The 18,480-nt window shown below is 64.5% G+C and carries 12 protein-coding genes and 3 rRNA genes; 13 read left to right on the top strand and 2 right to left on the bottom strand.

Annotated elements, in window-relative coordinates; translation table 11 throughout:
* The first annotated feature begins 72 nt into the window (after positions 1-72).
* Entirely contained in the window at positions 73-870 is a 798-nt protein-coding gene (locus OD997_RS05915; protein WP_434330786.1) for a DUF4184 family protein, read from the top strand.
* On the opposite strand, the gene OD997_RS05910 is transcribed toward OD997_RS05915, so the two are convergent.
* Positions 855-2,114: a CoA transferase gene (locus OD997_RS05910; protein WP_434330785.1), complete on the bottom strand. Its 1,260-nt coding sequence runs from the start codon at positions 2,112-2,114 to the stop codon at positions 855-857. The genes OD997_RS05915 and OD997_RS05910 overlap by 16 nt on opposite strands.
* A gap of 661 nt (positions 2,115-2,775) precedes the next feature.
* On the opposite strand from OD997_RS05910, the gene OD997_RS05905 reads away from it, so the two are divergent.
* The 3 genes from OD997_RS05905 to rrf all read left to right on the top strand — a co-directional run bounded on the left by OD997_RS05905 (position 2,776) and on the right by rrf (position 8,035).
* Positions 2,776-4,300: ribosomal RNA gene (locus tag OD997_RS05905) — 16S ribosomal RNA — on the top strand.
* 409 nt (positions 4,301-4,709) lie between these two features.
* Positions 4,710-7,812 (top strand): 23S ribosomal RNA (locus OD997_RS05900).
* 106 nt (positions 7,813-7,918) lie between these two features.
* Positions 7,919-8,035: ribosomal RNA gene (gene rrf / locus OD997_RS05895) — 5S ribosomal RNA — on the top strand.
* Together the 16S, 23S and 5S rRNA genes form the textbook arrangement of a ribosomal RNA operon.
* A 45-nt stretch (positions 8,036-8,080) precedes the next feature.
* Here the strand turns inward: rrf and OD997_RS05890 are convergent.
* Positions 8,081-9,505, bottom strand: coding sequence for a hypothetical protein (locus tag OD997_RS05890; protein WP_434330784.1), 1,425 nt, complete (start codon positions 9,503-9,505; stop codon positions 8,081-8,083).
* Here OD997_RS05890 and OD997_RS05885 point away from each other — a divergent pair.
* The 9 genes from OD997_RS05885 to xerD all read left to right on the top strand — a co-directional run bounded on the left by OD997_RS05885 (position 9,464) and on the right by xerD (position 18,385).
* Positions 9,464-10,465 (top strand): hypothetical protein, encoded by a 1,002-nt coding sequence (locus OD997_RS05885; protein ID WP_434330783.1) that lies wholly within the window; start codon positions 9,464-9,466, stop codon positions 10,463-10,465. The genes OD997_RS05890 and OD997_RS05885 overlap by 42 nt on opposite strands.
* A complete protein-coding gene (locus OD997_RS05880) occupies positions 10,465-11,502 on the top strand; it encodes an HAD-IIA family hydrolase (RefSeq protein WP_434330782.1) in 1,038 nt (345 codons plus the stop codon). Before OD997_RS05885 ends, OD997_RS05880 begins: the two co-directional genes overlap by 1 nt.
* 78 nt (positions 11,503-11,580) lie before the next feature.
* A complete protein-coding gene (locus tag OD997_RS05875) occupies positions 11,581-11,757 on the top strand; it encodes a hypothetical protein (protein ID WP_167347478.1) in 177 nt (58 codons plus the stop codon).
* Complete coding sequence (locus OD997_RS05870; protein ID WP_434330781.1) at positions 11,754-12,551, top strand: TlyA family RNA methyltransferase; 798 nt, start codon at positions 11,754-11,756, stop codon at positions 12,549-12,551. Before OD997_RS05875 ends, OD997_RS05870 begins: the two co-directional genes overlap by 4 nt.
* Positions 12,548-13,462: an NAD kinase gene (locus OD997_RS05865; RefSeq protein WP_434330780.1), complete on the top strand. Its 915-nt coding sequence runs from the start codon at positions 12,548-12,550 to the stop codon at positions 13,460-13,462. Before OD997_RS05870 ends, OD997_RS05865 begins: the two co-directional genes overlap by 4 nt.
* Positions 13,459-15,150 carry a DNA repair protein RecN gene (recN, locus tag OD997_RS05860; protein ID WP_434330779.1) on the top strand — a complete coding sequence of 564 codons (1,692 nt, stop codon included), beginning with the start codon at positions 13,459-13,461 and terminating at the stop codon, positions 15,148-15,150. The genes OD997_RS05865 and recN overlap by 4 nt, the downstream gene beginning before the upstream one ends.
* A 17-nt stretch (positions 15,151-15,167) precedes the next feature.
* Positions 15,168-16,865, top strand: coding sequence for a CTP synthase (locus tag OD997_RS05855; protein ID WP_434332343.1), 1,698 nt, complete (start codon positions 15,168-15,170; stop codon positions 16,863-16,865).
* Positions 16,866-16,901: 36 nt separating this feature from the next.
* Entirely contained in the window at positions 16,902-17,480 is a 579-nt protein-coding gene (locus tag OD997_RS05850) for an NUDIX domain-containing protein (RefSeq protein WP_434330778.1), read from the top strand.
* Between the two features lie 2 nt (positions 17,481-17,482).
* Entirely contained in the window at positions 17,483-18,385 is a 903-nt protein-coding gene (gene xerD / locus OD997_RS05845; RefSeq protein WP_434330777.1) for a site-specific tyrosine recombinase XerD, read from the top strand.
* The last annotated feature ends 95 nt before the right edge of the window (positions 18,386-18,480 follow it).

Here is an 18,480-nt window from a genome sequence, read left to right as displayed (position 1 = left end):
GGCGGTCGCCTGGGCTGTTCTCAGGTGGCCGCCGTCACGCTTCTCGCCAGCCGGATCGACAGGAGACATCGGATGCCGTTCACACCGAGCCACGCGCTGGTCGCCCTGCCCTTCATCCGCACCCCGCTCGTGCCGGCGGCGATAGCGATCGGTGCGATGACTCCCGATCTGCCCCTGTTCGTGCGCGGTGTCGGCCTCGAGTACTCGTTCACGCACACGTTCGCCAACGTGGTGTGGACCGCACTGGTCGCGTTCGTGCTGTTCCTGGTCTGGCGCGTCGTGCTCCGTCCGGCAGTCGGTGAGCTCGCCCCGCTCTGGCTTGCCGAGCGTATCCCCGCCGGGTGGTCCCGGTCGGGAGTGGAGGCGGCAGGAATCGCGGTGGGCGTCGGGTCGAAGCGACCGTGGTACCCGGTGCTGCTCGCGGTCTCACTGATCCTGGGTGTGCTGTCGCACATCCTCTGGGATCTCTTCACGCATGAAGGACGCTGGGGCGTGGACGCACTCCCCGCCCTCGACGAACTGTGGGGTCCACTGACCGGATACAAGTGGCTCCAGCACGGGTCGAGCGTGATCGGTCTTCTGATCATCGGGGTCTGGGCAGTGCTCCGACTGCGTCGATCCGAGCCGCGGGGCGACGTGGTGCAGATACTGCCTGCGGGAGTCCGGATCGCCTGGTGGCTGTCGCTTCCGGTGATGCTGGTCACGGCCGCAGTCATCGGATACCTGGCGTACGGTCCGTTCACCGAGGAGTTCACGTACCAGCACCTCGCCTATCGGATGCTGCCTCCGGCCTGTGCGCTGTGGGGCGCGCTCACCCTCGTGCTGTGTCTGGCGCTGCCGCTGTTCCGTCGGCATCACCAGCGCGGCTGATCCGACCCCCACCGACGCGGAGCCGCGAACTCGAGCCCGGGAAGTGCGGGACCGGCCGTAGTGACCTTCCGTCCGGCGACGTCGAACGTCGTGGAGTGAGCACTGGTGTCGAACTCGCGCACCTGTTCCGGTGCATCGGCGCGTGGCATTCCGAGCAGCTCAGCGGCCACGCGGCGCAGTGACGTGCGCACCATCCAGCTGCCGCCGTCGCGCTGACGCCGCTCGAGCAGTGCGATGACGGCGGTCGCGAGCAGGTAGCCGGCGCTGTGGTCGAGTGCCTGGGCAGGGAGCGCTCCTGGCCGATCGCCGTCGGGGGACTCGATCATCGAGATCCCGGACTCCGCCTGCACCAGGCTGTCGAAGCCGGCGCGATCCGGCTCGTCCAAGCCCCAGGCGGTGAGCTGGGCGATCACCAGCCCCGGATACCGCTCGGTCAGTGCGGATGCGGACAGGCCGAGGCGGTCGAGCGATGACGGCCGGTATCCGAGCACGACGACATCCGCGGCGGCGAGAAGCTCGCGGAAGCGCTCGCTTCGCGCGTCGAGCAGCGTCGTCCTCTTGCCGTGACCGGTGTCCAGGTGCTGCCACTCGGGTTCTGCCAGACGGGGTGGATCAACGCGGAGCACGTCGGCGCCGAGCAGTGCGAGAGTTCGGGTGCACACGGGGCCCGCGATCACCCGAGTGAGGTCGAGGACGCGGATGCCGCTGAGCGGAGCCTCGTCTCGCTCGAGCGGGATGCGCCGCGAGCCGGACTGGTCCGCATCCCGATGAGTGACATCGAGCAGGGGAGTGGCACGCCACCGCGAATCGAGGTGTGGATCCTCGCGGAGCACGGGGACGGCGAGGCCGCGTTCCGCGGTGATGAGCTCGACCGCTTCGGTCGTCGTACACCCCAGGATGGCTGCACGCACGGCGTCGCCGGTGGCGCCTGCTCCGAGTCCGAGCCCGGCGAGGAGGCGGTGGGCGTGATGCGGATAGTTGCCGTGGGTGCGCACCCAGCCATCCGTCGAGCGCCAGAACCCCGAGTACGCGGACCACACGTCGGGTGCGATGCCATCGATCGCGAGAACGCGGTCGCTCCTGTAGGCGGTGGAGATGCGGTCGGGATCCGGCAGTTCTCGGATGCCGGCCATCAGACTGACCGCGTGCACGCTCGCCCACGCGAGATCCGCGGTCGCAAGACGTGACGGGAGCGGGACGGGGTGGGGTCGGCGGTCGCCGATGTCAGGCGCATCGTCAGTCATGCCGAGATCGGAGAACACCTGTTCCAGCAGTGTCTCTGAGGGGGAGGGAATCGGGGGCCGGGTCACGCTGCGATCGTACTCGTGACGCCGATCCGCGGCGATAACTGATCCTGGACTGGGGAAATTTTGAACGGTAGCGCCTGCGACACGCCCGGGGGTGGTGCCCCGATTTGCCAGAACCCCGGAACCCACGTAACTTATTACTTGTTCGCCCCACAGGGAAGCGGAGGAGCCAAGAGCTTCACCCCCCTCAAGCGGAGAACCACCTCCCACTCCACTCACTTGTGAGAACAGACGCCCGCGTCTAGGATGGGAGATCCACCCCTTCTGCGGCTGTCACAGGCTGCGCAGCGGATCCAAGATCTGCACGGCGCGCTGATTTGACAAGCGAGTCAGGGTGGCTAAGATAGAGAAGTTGCCCTTCGGGCCTGGTTGTGATGACTGGGTCGTGGGAGCATCCGATCCTTGAGAACTCAACAGCGTGCACTTGTCAAATGCCAAATTATCCTCGTCTAGCTTCGGCTAGTTGAGAATTCCTTTGGATCAAAGACCAACCTCCTTGTGGGGTTGGCATTCGGATGAAGTCAGCAATGAATTTGTCTCTTTGGTCAGCATCAAACTCGCTGCGTCACCGTTTTCCCGGTGTCGTATGCATTTCTTTTTTACGGAGAGTTTGATCCTGGCTCAGGATGAACGCTGGCGGCGTGCTTAACACATGCAAGTCGAACGGTGAACACGGAGCTTGCTCTGTGGGATCAGTGGCGAACGGGTGAGTAACACGTGAGCAACCTGCCCCTGACTCTGGGATAAGCGCTGGAAACGGCGTCTAATACTGGATACGAGTAGCGACCGCATGGTCAGTTACTGGAAAGATTTATTGGTTGGGGATGGGCTCGCGGCCTATCAGCTTGTTGGTGAGGTAATGGCTCACCAAGGCGTCGACGGGTAGCCGGCCTGAGAGGGTGACCGGCCACACTGGGACTGAGACACGGCCCAGACTCCTACGGGAGGCAGCAGTGGGGAATATTGCACAATGGGCGCAAGCCTGATGCAGCAACGCCGCGTGAGGGATGACGGCCTTCGGGTTGTAAACCTCTTTTAGCAGGGAAGAAGCGAAAGTGACGGTACCTGCAGAAAAAGCGCCGGCTAACTACGTGCCAGCAGCCGCGGTAATACGTAGGGCGCAAGCGTTATCCGGAATTATTGGGCGTAAAGAGCTCGTAGGCGGTTTGTCGCGTCTGCTGTGAAATCCGGAGGCTCAACCTCCGGCCTGCAGTGGGTACGGGCAGACTAGAGTGCGGTAGGGGAGATTGGAATTCCTGGTGTAGCGGTGGAATGCGCAGATATCAGGAGGAACACCGATGGCGAAGGCAGATCTCTGGGCCGTAACTGACGCTGAGGAGCGAAAGGGTGGGGAGCAAACAGGCTTAGATACCCTGGTAGTCCACCCCGTAAACGTTGGGAACTAGTTGTGGGGTCCATTCCACGGATTCCGTGACGCAGCTAACGCATTAAGTTCCCCGCCTGGGGAGTACGGCCGCAAGGCTAAAACTCAAAGGAATTGACGGGGACCCGCACAAGCGGCGGAGCATGCGGATTAATTCGATGCAACGCGAAGAACCTTACCAAGGCTTGACATATACGAGAACGGGCCAGAAATGGTCAACTCTTTGGACACTCGTAAACAGGTGGTGCATGGTTGTCGTCAGCTCGTGTCGTGAGATGTTGGGTTAAGTCCCGCAACGAGCGCAACCCTCGTTCTATGTTGCCAGCACGTAATGGTGGGAACTCATGGGATACTGCCGGGGTCAACTCGGAGGAAGGTGGGGATGACGTCAAATCATCATGCCCCTTATGTCTTGGGCTTCACGCATGCTACAATGGCCGGTACAAAGGGCTGCAATACCGCGAGGTGGAGCGAATCCCAAAAAGCCGGTCCCAGTTCGGATTGAGGTCTGCAACTCGACCTCATGAAGTCGGAGTCGCTAGTAATCGCAGATCAGCAACGCTGCGGTGAATACGTTCCCGGGTCTTGTACACACCGCCCGTCAAGTCATGAAAGTCGGTAACACCTGAAGCCGGTGGCCTAACCCTTGTGGAGGGAGCCGTCGAAGGTGGGATCGGTAATTAGGACTAAGTCGTAACAAGGTAGCCGTACCGGAAGGTGCGGCTGGATCACCTCCTTTCTAAGGAGCATCTGACTCTTCGGAGTCCAGAACCCAGATCGAAGGCATACGTTCTTCGCTGGGAGCTCATGGGTGGAACATTTGACATGACATCGAGATCTGATCTCGGAGCTAGTACGCAACTTCGGTTGGTGGAACGGTCTGGGTGAGGGGGCAGGTGTCTGCACGCTGTTGGGTCCTGAGGGACCGGATGCGATCTTCGGATCGTTTCTGTACCTCTGGGCCTCTTGTTGTTTCCCCTGTGTGGGGTGGCGAGAAGGGGTACCGCCCGTACTTTGAGAACTACACAGTGGACGCGAGCATCTTGCAACTGATCTTCGGATTGGTTGCACAAGATGATCTTAAAGATCATTAGTCAATTTCATGCCAGGCTTCGGCCTGGTGTCGATTCTGATTCAAACTCATGTGATTTCAAGTCTTTAAGAGCAAACGGTGGATGCCTTGGCATCTGGAGCCGAAGAAGGACGTAGCAATCTGCGATAAGCCTCGGGGAACTGATAAGCAAGTTTTGATCCGAGGGTGTCCGAATGGGGAAACCCCGCTGGGCGGCGTGCCGACCTAGTGACTCCCGCCTGAATATATAGGGCGGGTAGAGGGAACGTGGGGAAGTGAAACATCTCAGTACCCACAGGAAGAGAAAGCAACCGCGATTCCGTTAGTAGTGGCGAGCGAAACCGGAACAGGCTAAACCTAGCGTGTGTGATAGCCGGCAGGCGTTGCACGTTGGGGGTTGTGGGACTTTTCAGTCATCTCTGCCGAGATGGCGGCGTTACACGATGGTATAGACGAACGGTCTTGAAAGGCCGGTCATAGAGGGTGCCAACCCCGTAGTCGAAATGCCAACCGTGGCGCGAAGAGTATCCCAAGTAGCACGGGGCCCGTGAAATCCCGTGTGAATCTGTCAGGACCACCTGATAAGCCTAAATACTCCCAGATGACCGATAGCGGACAAGTACCGTGAGGGAAAGGTGAAAAGTACCCCGGGAGGGGAGTGAAATAGTACCTGAAACCGTTTGCTTACAAACCGTTGGAGCAGCCTTAGTAGCTGTGACAGCGTGCCTTTTGAAGAATGAGCCTGCGAGTTAGCGATATGTGGCGAGGTTAACCCGTGTGGGGTAGCCGTAGCGAAAGCGAGTCTGAATAGGGCGATTCAGTCGCATGTCCTAGACCCGAAGCGAAGTGATCTATCCATGGCCAGGTTGAAGCGACGGTAAGACGTCGTGGAGGACCGAACCCACTTAGGTTGAAAACTGAGGGGATGAGCTGTGGATAGGGGTGAAAGGCCAATCAAACTTCGTGATAGCTGGTTCTCTCCGAAATGCATTTAGGTGCAGCGTTGCGTGTTTCTTGCCGGAGGTAGAGCTACTGGATGGCCGATGGGCCCTACAAGGTTACTGACGTCAGCCAAACTCCGAATGCCGGTAAGTGAGAGCGCAGCAGTGAGACTGTGGGGGATAAGCTTCATAGTCGAGAGGGAAACAACCCAGACCACCAACTAAGGTCCCAAAGCGCGTGCTAAGTGGGAAAGGATGTGGAGTTGCCTTGACAACCAGGAGGTTGGCTTAGAAGCAGCCACCCTTGAAAGAGTGCGTAATAGCTCACTGGTCAAGTGATTCCGCGCCGACAATGTAACGGGGCTCAAGCACGCCACCGAAGTTGTGGCATTGACATTATTGGTAGGCCTTCGTGGTCCAGCCGTGTTGATGGGTAGGAGAGCGTCGTGTGGCCAGCGAAGCGGCGGTGTAAACCAGCCGTGGAGGCTACACGAGTGAGAATGCAGGCATGAGTAGCGAAAGACGTGTGAGAAACACGTCCTCCGAAAGACCAAGGGTTCCAGGGTCAAGCTAATCTTCCCTGGGTAAGTCGGGACCTAAGGCGAGGCCGACAGGCGTAGTCGATGGACAACGGGTTGATATTCCCGTACCGGCGAAGAACCGCCCAAGCTAATCCAGTAGTGCTAAGTGTCTGAATCCCAGTGACTGATCCCTTCGGGGTGACGCTCTGGGCCTAGCGCACGACCCCATTCTGGTGCGGTTAGCGTATTAACAGGTGTGACGCAGGAAGGTAGCCCAGCCGGGCGATGGTTGTCCCGGTGCAAGTGCGTAGGCCGAGTCGTAGGCAAATCCGCGACTCATACAGGCTGAGACACGATGCGAATAAAAAGTGGGTGATCCTATGCTGCCAAGAAAAGCATCGACGCGAGGTTCTAGCCGCCCGTACCCCAAACCGACTCAGGTGGTCAGGTAGAGAATACCAAGGAGATCGAGAGAATCGTGGTTAAGGAACTCGGCAAAATGCCCCCGTAACTTCGGGAGAAGGGGGGCCTTCGACGTATTAGGACTTGCTCCGAAAGCGTTTGGAGGCCGCAGAGACTAGTGGGTAGCGACTGTTTACTAAAAACACAGGTCCGTGCCAAGTCGCAAGACGATGTATACGGACTGACGCCTGCCCGGTGCTGGAAGGTTAAGAGGACCGGTTAGCCGCAAGGCGAAGCTGAGAATTTAAGCCCCAGTAAACGGCGGTGGTAACTATAACCATCCTAAGGTAGCGAAATTCCTTGTCGGGTAAGTTCCGACCTGCACGAATGGCGTAACGACTTCCCAACTGTCTCAACCGCGAACTCGGCGAAATTGCATTACGAGTAAAGATGCTCGTTACGCGCAGCAGGACGGAAAGACCCCGTGACCTTTACTACAGCTTGGTATTGGTGTTCGGTGTGGCTTGTGTAGGATAGGTGGGAGACTGTGAAGCATGGACGCCAGTTCATGTGGAGTCATTGTTGAAATACCACTCTGGTCACTCTGGATATCTAACTTCGAACCGTAATCCGGTTCAGGGACAGTGCCTGGTGGGTAGTTTAACTGGGGCGGTTGCCTCCCAAAAAGTAACGGAGGCGCCCAAAGGTTCCCTCAACCTGGTTGGCAATCAGGTGTCGAGTGTAAGTGCACAAGGGAGCTTGACTGTGAGACTGACAGGTCGAGCAGGGACGAAAGTCGGGACTAGTGATCCGGCAGTGGCTTGTGGAAGCGCTGTCGCTCAACGGATAAAAGGTACCTCGGGGATAACAGGCTGATCTTGCCCAAGAGTCCATATCGACGGCATGGTTTGGCACCTCGATGTCGGCTCGTCGCATCCTGGGGCTGGAGTAGGTCCCAAGGGTTGGGCTGTTCGCCCATTAAAGCGGTACGCGAGCTGGGTTTAGAACGTCGTGAGACAGTTCGGTCCCTATCCGCTGCGCGCGTAGGAAATTTGAGAGGATCTGACCCTAGTACGAGAGGACCGGGTTGGACGAACCTCTGGTGTGTCAGTTGTTCCGCCAGGAGCACCGCTGATTAGCTACGTTCGGGATGGATAACCGCTGAAAGCATCTAAGCGGGAAGCCGGCCTCAAGATGAGATTTCCATACCTTCGGGTGAGAGGCTCCCAGCCAGACTACTGGGTTGATAGGCCAGATGTGGAAGTGCAGTAATGCATGCAGCTGACTGGTACTAATAAGCCGATGACTTGATAACACACCGTTTGTTGGTGCTACGCGTCCACTGAGTGGTTCTCGATGTACGGTCGAGAACCGCATGACAATGACTTTGTTATGTGTTTTGATTGAAACATCTATAGTGTTTCGGCGGCCATAGCGTGAGGGAAACGCCCGGTTACATTCCGAACCCGGAAGCTAAGCCTCACAGCGCCGATGGTACTGCAGGGGGGACCCTGTGGGAGAGTAGGACACCGCCGGACTTCTTTTAAGCAAATGGCCACCCATCGTTGGGTGGCCATTTTGCGTTAACAACATCTAGAACAGGGAGCATCATGCCGGAAGACCAAGAACGCCGTCCGCGTCGCAACGACGACAATGGATCGCGTGGTCACCGTCCTTCCGGTGGACGCCCCGACCACAACCGCAGCAGCGGCCCGCGCCGTGATGATGCTCCCCGTTCGGGTGGGTACAACCGCGATAACCGTGATGGTGGCGCTCCCCGCACGGGTGGCTACAACCGCGACAATCGCGATGGTGGCGCTCCCCGTTCGGGTGGGTACAACCGTGACAGCCGTGATGGTGGCGCCCCGCGTTCGGGTGGCTATAACCGGGACAACCGCGATGGCGGTGCTCCCCGTTCGGGTGGGTACAACCGCGATAACCGTGATGGTGGCGCTCCCCGCACGGGTGGGTACAACCGCGATAACCGTGATGGTGGTGCTCCTCGCACGGGTGGGTACAACCGTGACAGCCGTGATGGTGGCGCTCCGCGTTCGGGCGGATACAACCGCGACGGTGGCGCGCCCCGCACGGGTGGCTACAACCGCGACAACCGTGATGGTGGCGCACCTCGATCCGGTGGCTACAACCGCGACAGCCGTGATGGTGGTGCTCCTCGCACGGGTGGGTACAACCGTGATGGTGGCGCTCCCCGTTCGGGTGGGTACAACCGCGACAGCCGTGATGGTGGGGCTCCCCGTTCGGGTGGGTACAACCGTGATGGTGGCGCTCCCCGCACGGGTGGGTACAACCGCGACAATCGCGATGGTGGCGCTCCCCGTTCGGGTGGGTACAACCGCGATGGTGGCGCTCCCCGTTCGGGTGGGTACAACCGCGACAGCCGTGATGGTGGGGCTCCCCGTTCGGGTGGGTACAACCGTGATGGTGGCGCTCCCCGCACGGGTGGGTACAACCGCGACAATCGCGATGGTGGCGCTCCCCGCACGGGTGGGTACAACCGTGATGGTGGGGCTCCCCGTTCGGGTGGGTACAACCGCGACAACCGCGACAACCGCGACAACCGCGACAACCGCGACAACCGCGACAACCGCGACAACCGCGACAACCGCGATGGCGGTGCTCCTCGCACGGGTGGGTACAACCGCGACAACCGCGATGGCGGTGCTCCCCGTTCGGGTGGGTACAACCGTGACAACCGCGATGGCGGTGCTCCCCGCACGGGTGGCTACAACCGTGACAACCGGGATGGTGGCGCTCCCCGTTCGGGTGGGTACAACCGTGACAACCGCGATGGCGGTGCTCCCCGTTCGGGTGGGTACAACCGTGATGGTGGCGCTCCCCGCTCCGGTGGTTACAACCGCGACAACCGCGATGACCGCGCACCCCGTCAGGACCGCGATTCGTCTCGCTCCTACCCGCAGCGCGGGGGAGCGGGTCGCGAGCGTCCGGTGCAGGCCGATGGCGACCGTCCGCGGTTCAACGACCCGCACATCCCCGACGACGTCACTGCTCGGGACCTGCACACCTCCGCTCGCAATGAGCTGAAGACGCTGAGCAAGGAGAACGCCGATCTCGTCGCGCGTCACCTGGCGATGGCATCCCGCCTCATCGACGAGGACCCGGCGCTGGCCCACGAGCATGCTCTTGCGGCGTCGCGTCGCGCGGGTCGTATCGCCATCGTCCGCGAGACGCTCGGCATCACCGCCTATGCGACAGAGGACTTCGCTCTCGCTCTCCGCGAGCTGCGCACCTACCGCCGCATCTCCGGCAAGGACGATCAGATCGCCCTCATGGTCGACAGCGAGCGGGGTATCGGTCGTCCCGACCGTGCGCTCGAGACCGGCCGCGCGATCGACCGTTCGGCTCTCACCACCCCCGTCCGCGTCTCGCTCGCAATCGCCATGTCGGGCGCACGTCTCGACCAGGGCGACCTGGAACTCGCACTCGGCGAGCTCGAGATCCCGGAACTCGACCCGGATCGCGCGTTCGAGTGGAGCCCTGCGCTCTTCGCCGCTCGCGCCGCCGTTCTCGAGGATCTGGGACGCACCGAAGAGGCCGAGTTCTGGGCGCACCGTGCAGAGGTCGCCGCTGAAGCACTCGGCGTCGACGAGGCCGGCGACGAGGAGATCATCATCGAGGACGGCCTCATCGAGGGCGACTTCGACGATGAGGACCACGCTGAGCAGCCCGTCGCTGACGACTCTCACGCTGATGCGGCTGAAGCGGTCACGGACGCCGCGGACGACGACGCAGACGCCGCTGACATCGAGCCCGAGCCCGAGCCCGAGCCCGAGCCCGAGCCCGAGCCCGAGCTCGAGCCCGAGCCTTCGATCGACGACGAGGTGCGCGAGCTTCTCGGCGAAGACGACGTCGAGCACGGGTCCGACGAGTCCGACGTTGCCCCGGAGGACGATAAGCGTTCCGAGTCCGGCTCCTCTGAGGAGGCGTAGTGGGGCTGTTCTCCAAGAAGCCTGCGCTTCGGACGCCTCTCGACGGGGTGGATGCCGTGCTGGCCGACCTCGACGGTGTCGTCTACGCGGGTCCGGGCGCTCTGCCGTACGCAGTGGAGAGCCTCAACGCCGCCGCGGCATCCGCGCGACTCGGATACATTACGAACAACGCATCGCGCACGGATGCCTCTGTCGCCGAGCACCTGACGAGTCTCGGGCTCGAAGTCGCGCCGGCTGATGTGATCACCAGCCCGCAGGCGGCGATGCGCCTGCTCGCCGGGATCGTCCCGCCTCCGGCGACGCTGCTGATCGTCGGGGGAGCAGGACTCGTTGACGAGGCGGAGAAAGCCGGCTACACGGTGACCCGCAGCGCAGAGGATGCTCCGGATGCCGTCGTGCAGGGCTTCGCCCCCGAGGTGGCCTGGACGGATCTCGCTGAGGCCGCCTTCGCCCTGAAGGTGCCGGAGGAAGAGGGTGGCATCCCCTGGATCGCCACCAACACCGACTGGACCATCCCGCGCGAGCGTGGGGTCGCCCCCGGCAACGGCACGCTCGTGTCCGCCGTGCACACGGCCATCGGTCGTCTCGCGACCGTCGCGGGAAAGCCCGAGACGCCGATCTTCGAAGAGGCGACGGAGCGTTTCGGCGCCGAGAAGCCGCTTTTCATCGGAGACCGCCTCGACACCGACATCCTCGGTGCCGTGCGTGCGGGTATCGACTCCGCGCTCGTGCTCACGGGGATCGACCGCCCCAAGCACGTGCTCGCGGCTCCTGAAGGATCCCGGCCGACGTACATCCTCAGTGACCTCCGGGAACTGCATGAGCCGTATCCCGAGGTCACGTCGAAGGATGGCATCCATTCGGTCAACGGCGCCTCCGTCCGCGTCGTCGGAGCGGACGTCGAGATCGTCGCCGAGGGCGACTCGCAGATCGACCTGCTGCGCGCCGGTGCGGCCGCGATCTGGGCATCCGGAACCCCGGTGTTCGTGCTGCGTGTGCCCGAGCGTCTCTACGACGACCCGTTCCACCGTCCCTGATCGGCTACGGCGCGAGTCACCTGGCCCGCGCCGCCGTGGCTCCGCCGACGCGTCGGCCCCGCCGCGTACAGTAGAACCGTGAGCGAAGAGACGACGAACGCACCGACCGACGGTCTGTGGAGTCGCCTGCGCCTGATCGAGGGGCAGCCTCTCGCTGCCCGCGCGGGCGCATACTCCGGGCTGCATGACGAACTCTCCCGTCGCCTCGACAGCGGCGCGAAGCTCGATCAGCGCGACGCGCCGGGCGCCCGATGACGCGACTCGACGCCGCCCTCGCCGCGCGAGGCCTCGCCCGTTCGCGCACCCACGCCGCCACGCTGATCGCAGAAGGCGTGGTGAGCATCGACGGGCGACCGGTCGTGAAGGCCTCGACGCCCGTCGCGGACTCCGCAGAGATCACCGTCGCCGCGACCGATCACTATGTCGGGCGGGCGGCTCACAAGCTGATCGCCGCACTCGACGGATTCGACATCTCCGTCGAAGGGCGCCTGGCGCTCGACATGGGCGCCTCAACGGGAGGATTCACCCAGGTGCTCCGCGAGCGCGGAGCTCGTCGGGTTCTCGCCGTCGACGTGGGGCACGACCAGATGGCGTCGTCGATCGCATCCGACCCGGCCGTCGTGGTCGTCGAGGGCTACAACGTCCGTCACATGACGCCCGAGAACCTGAAGGATGTCACGGGTGAGACCGAGGCTCCCGACCTGGTCGTCGGCGATCTCTCCTTCATCTCCCTCGAGCTCGTCCTTCCCGCAGTCGCGGGCGTCGCCGCCCCCGCAGCTGACATCATCCTGCTGGTGAAGCCGCAGTTCGAAGTCGGACGCACCGCGGTCCGAGGCGGGCTCGTCACAGACCCGGCGACTCGCGCCGATGCCGTGGCCCGCACCGCATGGAGCGCCTTCGACGCGGGACTGGGGATGCTCGGCATCCTTCCCTCCCCGATCCTGGGGACGCACGGCAACTCGGAGTATCTTCTGCACCTCGCGCCGGGGCGCGGAAGCGATCCGTCAGAATGGTCGGACCGCATCAACACACTGGCAGGGAGACGATGAACGAGCGCAACATCCTGGTCGTCGCCCACGCCGGGCGCGAGGACACCGTCGACGCGGCTCGGAAGGTGATCGATGAACTCCGCGGCGCCGGTGCGCGTCCGGTGCTCGCGGCCGACGACAGCGTCGACCTGCGCGCGGTCGACCCTCGCTTCGCCGACGTCGACGTGCTCGGCGAGACGGTGCAGCAGGAGGAGCTCGAACTCGCCATCGTCCTCGGAGGCGACGGTACGATCCTCCGCGCCGCCGAACTCGTACGCGGCTGCGCGGCACCTGTGCTCGGCATCAACATGGGCCATGTCGGCTTCCTCGCCGAGATCGATCGGGACGACATGGATGCGGCCGTGCGCCGCGTCATCGACCGCGACTACGAGGTCGAGGATCGTCTGGCTCTGTCCGTGCGGGTCAAGGACGTCGACGGCACGGTCGTGTACGAGACCTTCGCGCTGAACGAGGCGACGGTCGAGAAGGCCAGCCGTGAGCGCATGATCGAGGTCGTGCTCGAGATCGACGGACTCCCGCTGTCGAGTTTCGGCTGCGACGGCATGGTCGTGTCGACCCCGACCGGGTCCACCGCCTACAACTTCTCGGCGGGAGGCCCTGTCATCTGGCCGAGCGTCGAGGCCATCGCCGTCGTGCCGCTCTCAGCCCATGCACTGTTCGCGAAGCCGCTCGTCGTCAGCCCGGATGCGGCAGTGGCGATCGAGATGCTCGAGGGCACCTCGGGCGCCGGCATCCTCTGGTGCGACGGACGACGATCGCACGACCTCCCGCCGGGGGCGCGCGTAGTGGTGCGGCGCTCGTCGCGCCCCGTGCGGCTCGCCCGCCTGCACCCCACCGCGTTCACGAACCGGTTGGTGCGCAAGTTCCGGCTGCCGGTCGCGGGCTGGCGAGGACAGGGGCCGACCGCATGATCGAGGAGATGCGGATGCAGGGGCTCGGCGTGATCGCCGACGCCGTGCTGCCTCTCGGAGCAGGGTTCACCGCGATCACCGGCGAGACCGGTGCGGGCAAGACCATGGTGGTCACGGGGCTGGGGCTGCTGCTCGGACAGCGTGCGGATTCCGGTGCGGTGCGAGCGGGAGCGACGCAGGCATCGGTCGCCGGCGTATGGATCGTCCCCGAGACCGGCGACGTCGCCGACATCGTCGCGGACGCCGGGGGAGAGCTGGAGCCCGCAGGTGCGGGCGCCGCCGAGCTGTACGTGTCGCGCACGCTCAGCGCCGAAGGGCGCAGCCGCGCGAGCGTCGGAGGTCGCGCAGCGCCTGCCGGGGTGCTCTCCGCCCTCGCCGAGGAGCTCGTCGTCGTCCATGGGCAGTCGGAGCAGCTTCGGCTGCGCTCATCCGCGGCTCAGCGCGACGCTCTCGACCGCTTCGGAGGTGCGTCCATCGCCACTGCGCTCGAGGCGTACTCCTCGTCGTTCGCGCGCTGGCGCGAGCTCGACGCCGAGATCACCGACATCACGGAGAACCGCGATCGACGGGCCGAAGAGGCCGCGCGTCTGCGGGAGGCACTCGCCCTGATCGAGGCCGCTGCACCCGAGCCCGGCGAAGACGTCGAGCTGTCCGCGCGAGCCGAACGTCTGGCGAATGCTGAGGAGCTCCGTCTCGCCGCCTCCCTGGCCCACAGTGCGCTCTCGAACGAAGAGGGCGAACCCGACGCATCCGCTCTGATCGCTGAAGCCCGGCGAGCGCTCGAGCGCGTCTCCGACACGTCTCTCACCGAGATCTCCGCCGGCCTCGCCGACATCGGCTATCGCATCGCCGATGTCGCGGGCCAGCTGTCCGCGTACCTCGCCGATCTCGACGAGACCGGCCCTCATGAGCTCGCAGCGGTCGAGGAACGTCGTGCTGCCCTCGGAACCCTGATCCGCGCGCACGGGTCGCTGGATGAGGCTCTGGAGCTCTGGCAGACGGGTTCGGCTCGACTCGCCGAGCTCGACGACGACGGCGAGCGACTCGATCGGCTCGAAGCCGAACGCGATGCTGCCCGTGCCGAGCTCGACGCCCGTGCCGATGCACTGACCGCCGAGCGCGCGGCGGCGGCCGCGAAGCTCGGCGTCGCAGTGAGCGATGAGCTGCACGCGCTCGCGATGCCCGACGCCCGACTCGAGGTCGCCGTCACGCCGGGCGCCGAGAGCGCGCACGGCCGCGATGACGTCGCGATCCTGCTGGCGCCACACCCCGGAGCCGAGCCGCGATCCGTCGGCAAGGGCGCATCCGGGGGAGAGCTCTCCCGCGTCATGCTCGCGATCGAGGTCGTGATCGCCGGAACAGACCCGGTGCCGACCTTCGTGTTCGACGAGGTCGACGCCGGCATCGGCGGCGCCGCGGCGATCGAAGTCGGACGACGACTCGCCCGGCTCGCCGAGAAGTCGCAGGTCATCGCGGTGACGCATCTCGCACAGGTCGCGGCGTTCGCCACGAACCATCTGTCTGTCGTCAAATCCCACGATGGCGCTGTCACGGCGTCCAGCGTCCGCCGTCTGGAAGGGGAGGAGCGCGAGGCCGAGATGGCCCGACTGCTCTCCGGACTGACCGATTCGGACGCCGCGATCACCCACGCTCGGGAACTTCTCACCCTCGGCACCTCCACTGACTGATAGGATCGAAGCCCGTGATGAACTCTTCTTCTGCGGGGCCCAAGAACGACACGACCAAGCACATCTTTGTGACGGGTGGTGTCGTTTCGTCTTTGGGTAAGGGGCTCACTGCCGCAAGCCTCGGAAACCTTCTGACGGCACGCGGACTCCGCGTCGTCATGCAGAAGCTCGACCCGTACCTGAACGTCGATCCGGGCACGATGAACCCGTTCCAGCACGGCGAGGTCTTCGTCACGGACGACGGCGCCGAGACCGATCTCGACATCGGGCACTACGAGCGCTTCCTCGACATCAACCTGTCGCAGGCCGCCAACGTCACGACCGGCCAGATCTACTCGCAGGTCATCGCCCGCGAGCGCCGCGGCGAGTACCTCGGCGACACCGTGCAGGTCATCCCTCACATCACCGACGAGATCAAGCGACGCATGCGTCTGCAGGCGACCGAGGACCCCCGTCCCGACGTGATCATCACCGAGGTCGGCGGCACGGTCGGTGACATCGAGTCGCAGCCGTTCCTCGAGGCGGCACGTCAGCTCCGCCACGAACTCGGTCGCGACAGCGTGTTCTTCGTGCACGTATCGCTCGTGCCCTTCATGGGCGCGTCCGGCGAGCAGAAGACCAAGCCCACCCAGCACTCGGTCGCAGCCCTCCGCCAGGTCGGCATCCAGCCCGACGCCCTCGTGCTGCGCAGCGACCGTCCGGTCAGCGAGAGCAACCGCAACAAGATCGCGCTCATGTGCGACGTCGACGCCGAAGGTGTCATCAACACCGTCGACCTGCCGAGCATCTACGACATCCCGTCGACGCTCAACGATCAGGGACTCGACTCGTACATCGTGCGCCGCCTCGGCCTCGATCAGAAGGCCGCAGACGAGGTGGACTGGTCGCGCTGGAGCAAGGTTCTGCACGCGGTGCACAACCCCAAGCATGAGGTGACGATCGGCCTGGTCGGCAAGTACATCGACCTTCCCGACGCCTACCTCTCGGTCACCGAGGCGCTCAAGGCCGGTGGCTTCGCCCAGGAGACCAAGGTCAACATCCGCTGGATCCCTTCGGACCGCTGCGAGACCCCCGAGGGCGCGCAGGAGCAGCTCGCCGCACTCGACGGCATCTGCGTCCCCGGCGGATTCGGCATCCGCGGCATCGAAGGCAAGCTCGGCGCGCTCAAGTTCGCCCGCGAACAGGGCATCCCCACCCTCGGCCTCTGCCTCGGCCTGCAGTGCATGGTCATCGAGTACGCCCGCGACGTGGCCGGCATCGCCGAAGCATCCTCGAGCGAGTTCGATCCCGAGACCACCGAACCCGTCATCGCGACGATGGCCGAGCAGGTCGAGATCCTCGACGGCGGCGACCTGGGCGGAACCATGCGCCTCGGCCTCTACCAGGCCGCACTCGCCGAAGGATCACTGGCGCGCGAGCTGTATGGCGCCCCGGAAGCCTCCGAGCGCCACCGCCACCGCTACGAGGTCAACAACGCGTACCGCACGCGTCTGTCCGAAGCCGGTCTCGTCTTCTCGGGTCTGAACCCCGAGCTCGACCTCGTCGAGTACGTCGAGCTTCCGCGCGACGTGCACCCGTACTACATCGCCACGCAGGCGCACCCCGAGCTCCGCTCGCGTCCGACCGCCCCGCACCCGCTGTTCCGCGGTCTCGTCGGAGCCGCGATCGAGCGCCACCGCTCGAGCGAGCTGTTCGACGTGGAAGCCGATGCGTGAGTTCGGCGAAGCCGATGCGTGAGTTCGACGAAGCCGATGTCTGATCTCGACGCACTGCGAGACGAGCCCGTCGAGCCCGAGATCCTCCACAGCGAGATCGGGTTCGAGGGCGTCGTCTGGAACGTGCGCGACGACCGCGTGCGCTACGGCGAGGGAGAGATCCGTCGCCAGTACGTCGCACACACGGGCGCCGTCGCGATCCTCGCGCTCGACGACGACGGCCGCGTGCTGCTGATCCAGCAGTACCGGCACCCGATCCGTCACCGCGACTGGGAGTTGCCTGCCGGTCTGCTCGATGTGCCGGGGGAGGAGCCCGTCGAGGCAGCTCGCCGCGAGCTCGCCGAGGAAGCCGACCTGGTCGCCTCGGGCTGGGAGCTCCTCGTCTCGTCGTGGACGACACCCGGCGGCAACGACGAGGTGATCCACATCTTCCTCGCGACGGGCATCTCTGCAGCGCCGTCCGCGCACGCACGGGAGGACGAAGAGGCCGACATCCGCGTCGAGTGGGTTCCGCTCGACGACGCGGTCACGGCCGTGCTCGACGGTCGCATGCGCAACGGCATCCTCAGCATCGGTGTGCTCGCGGCCGCGCAGAGGCTGCGCGACCTGAGCTGAGCATGCAGCTCGCCCGTGCGTTGGACACGTATCTGCGTCACGTCACGATCGAGCGCGGTCTGAGTGAGCACACCATCTCTGCCTATCGCCGGGATCTCGGGGGGTATCTGGAGTGGTTGGATGCCGAGGGCATCGTCGACACTGCGGAGATCACACCGGCGGTCGTCGGACGCTTCATCGCGGATCGCTCGTCCGCCGACCCTGCTCCGGCCGCGACGAGCCTCGCGCGGTTGCAGTCGTCCGTGCGGGGATGGCACCGGTTCCTCGCCCGCGAGGGCATCGAGGACGACGACCCCAGCGGACGGCTGAGGCCGCCCAAGGCTCCGCAGCGCCTCCCCAAGGCGCTGACCATCGATCAGGTCGAGCGGCTCCTCGCCGCGCCGTCAGGCGATGACCCTCTCGGCATCCGCGATCGTGCTCTGCTCGAGCTGCTCTACGCGACGGGCGCGCGGGTGTCGGAGGCCGTGGGCCTCGACGTCGACGACCTCGCGCACGGCGATGTGCTGCGGCTTCGGGGCAAGGGATCGAAGGAGCGCATCGTCCCGATCGGGTCCTTCGCCCGCACGGCTGTGGACGCCTACCTCACGCGGGTGCGGCCGGGGCTCGCAGCGAAGGGACGGGCATCGGCCCGGCTGTTCCTCGGTGCGCGCGGTGCTCCGCTGTCTCGGCAGAGCGCGTGGCTCGTGATTCGCGCGGCGGCCGAGCAGGCGCAGATCACCGCCGAGGTCTCGCCGCACACCCTGCGCCATTCGTTCGCGACGCATCTGCTGCAGGGCGGCGCTGACGTGCGCGTCGTGCAGGAGCTCCTCGGGCACGCATCGGTGGCGACGACCCAGATCTACACGCACGTGTCGGTGGACACCCTGCGAGACATCTACGCGACCTCCCACCCCCGCGCCCGCTGACCCGCCACGCGCGGGCAGCGCGGCGAAAACACGGGATCGCCGGGGCTGAGGCGTCGATACCCCCGGGCGATCGCTAGAATCGACCAAGCACGAAG

This window comes from Microbacterium sp. CGR1 (assembly GCF_051062835.1).
Lineage (GTDB): Bacteria > Actinomycetota > Actinomycetes > Actinomycetales > Microbacteriaceae > Microbacterium.
The sequence above is the reverse complement of the archived record's forward strand: the minus strand, read 5'-3'. Positions and strand labels throughout refer to the sequence as shown.

Excerpts from the sequence above, each read along its gene's own strand:
- OD997_RS05915 (WP_434330786.1), top strand. The coding sequence starts at position 73 with ATGCCGTTCACACCGAGCCACGCGCTGGTCGCCCTGCCCTTCATCCGC.
- OD997_RS05910 (WP_434330785.1), bottom strand. The coding sequence starts at position 2,114 with ATGACTGACGATGCGCCTGACATCGGCGACCGCCGACCCCACCCCGTC.
- OD997_RS05870 (WP_434330781.1), top strand. The coding sequence starts at position 11,754 with ATGACGCGACTCGACGCCGCCCTCGCCGCGCGAGGCCTCGCCCGTTCG.
- OD997_RS05865 (WP_434330780.1), top strand. The coding sequence starts at position 12,548 with ATGAACGAGCGCAACATCCTGGTCGTCGCCCACGCCGGGCGCGAGGAC.
- recN (WP_434330779.1), top strand. The coding sequence starts at position 13,459 with ATGATCGAGGAGATGCGGATGCAGGGGCTCGGCGTGATCGCCGACGCC.
- OD997_RS05855 (WP_434332343.1), top strand. The coding sequence starts at position 15,168 with ATGAACTCTTCTTCTGCGGGGCCCAAGAACGACACGACCAAGCACATC.
- OD997_RS05850 (WP_434330778.1), top strand. The coding sequence starts at position 16,902 with ATGTCTGATCTCGACGCACTGCGAGACGAGCCCGTCGAGCCCGAGATC.
- xerD (WP_434330777.1), top strand. The coding sequence starts at position 17,483 with ATGCAGCTCGCCCGTGCGTTGGACACGTATCTGCGTCACGTCACGATC.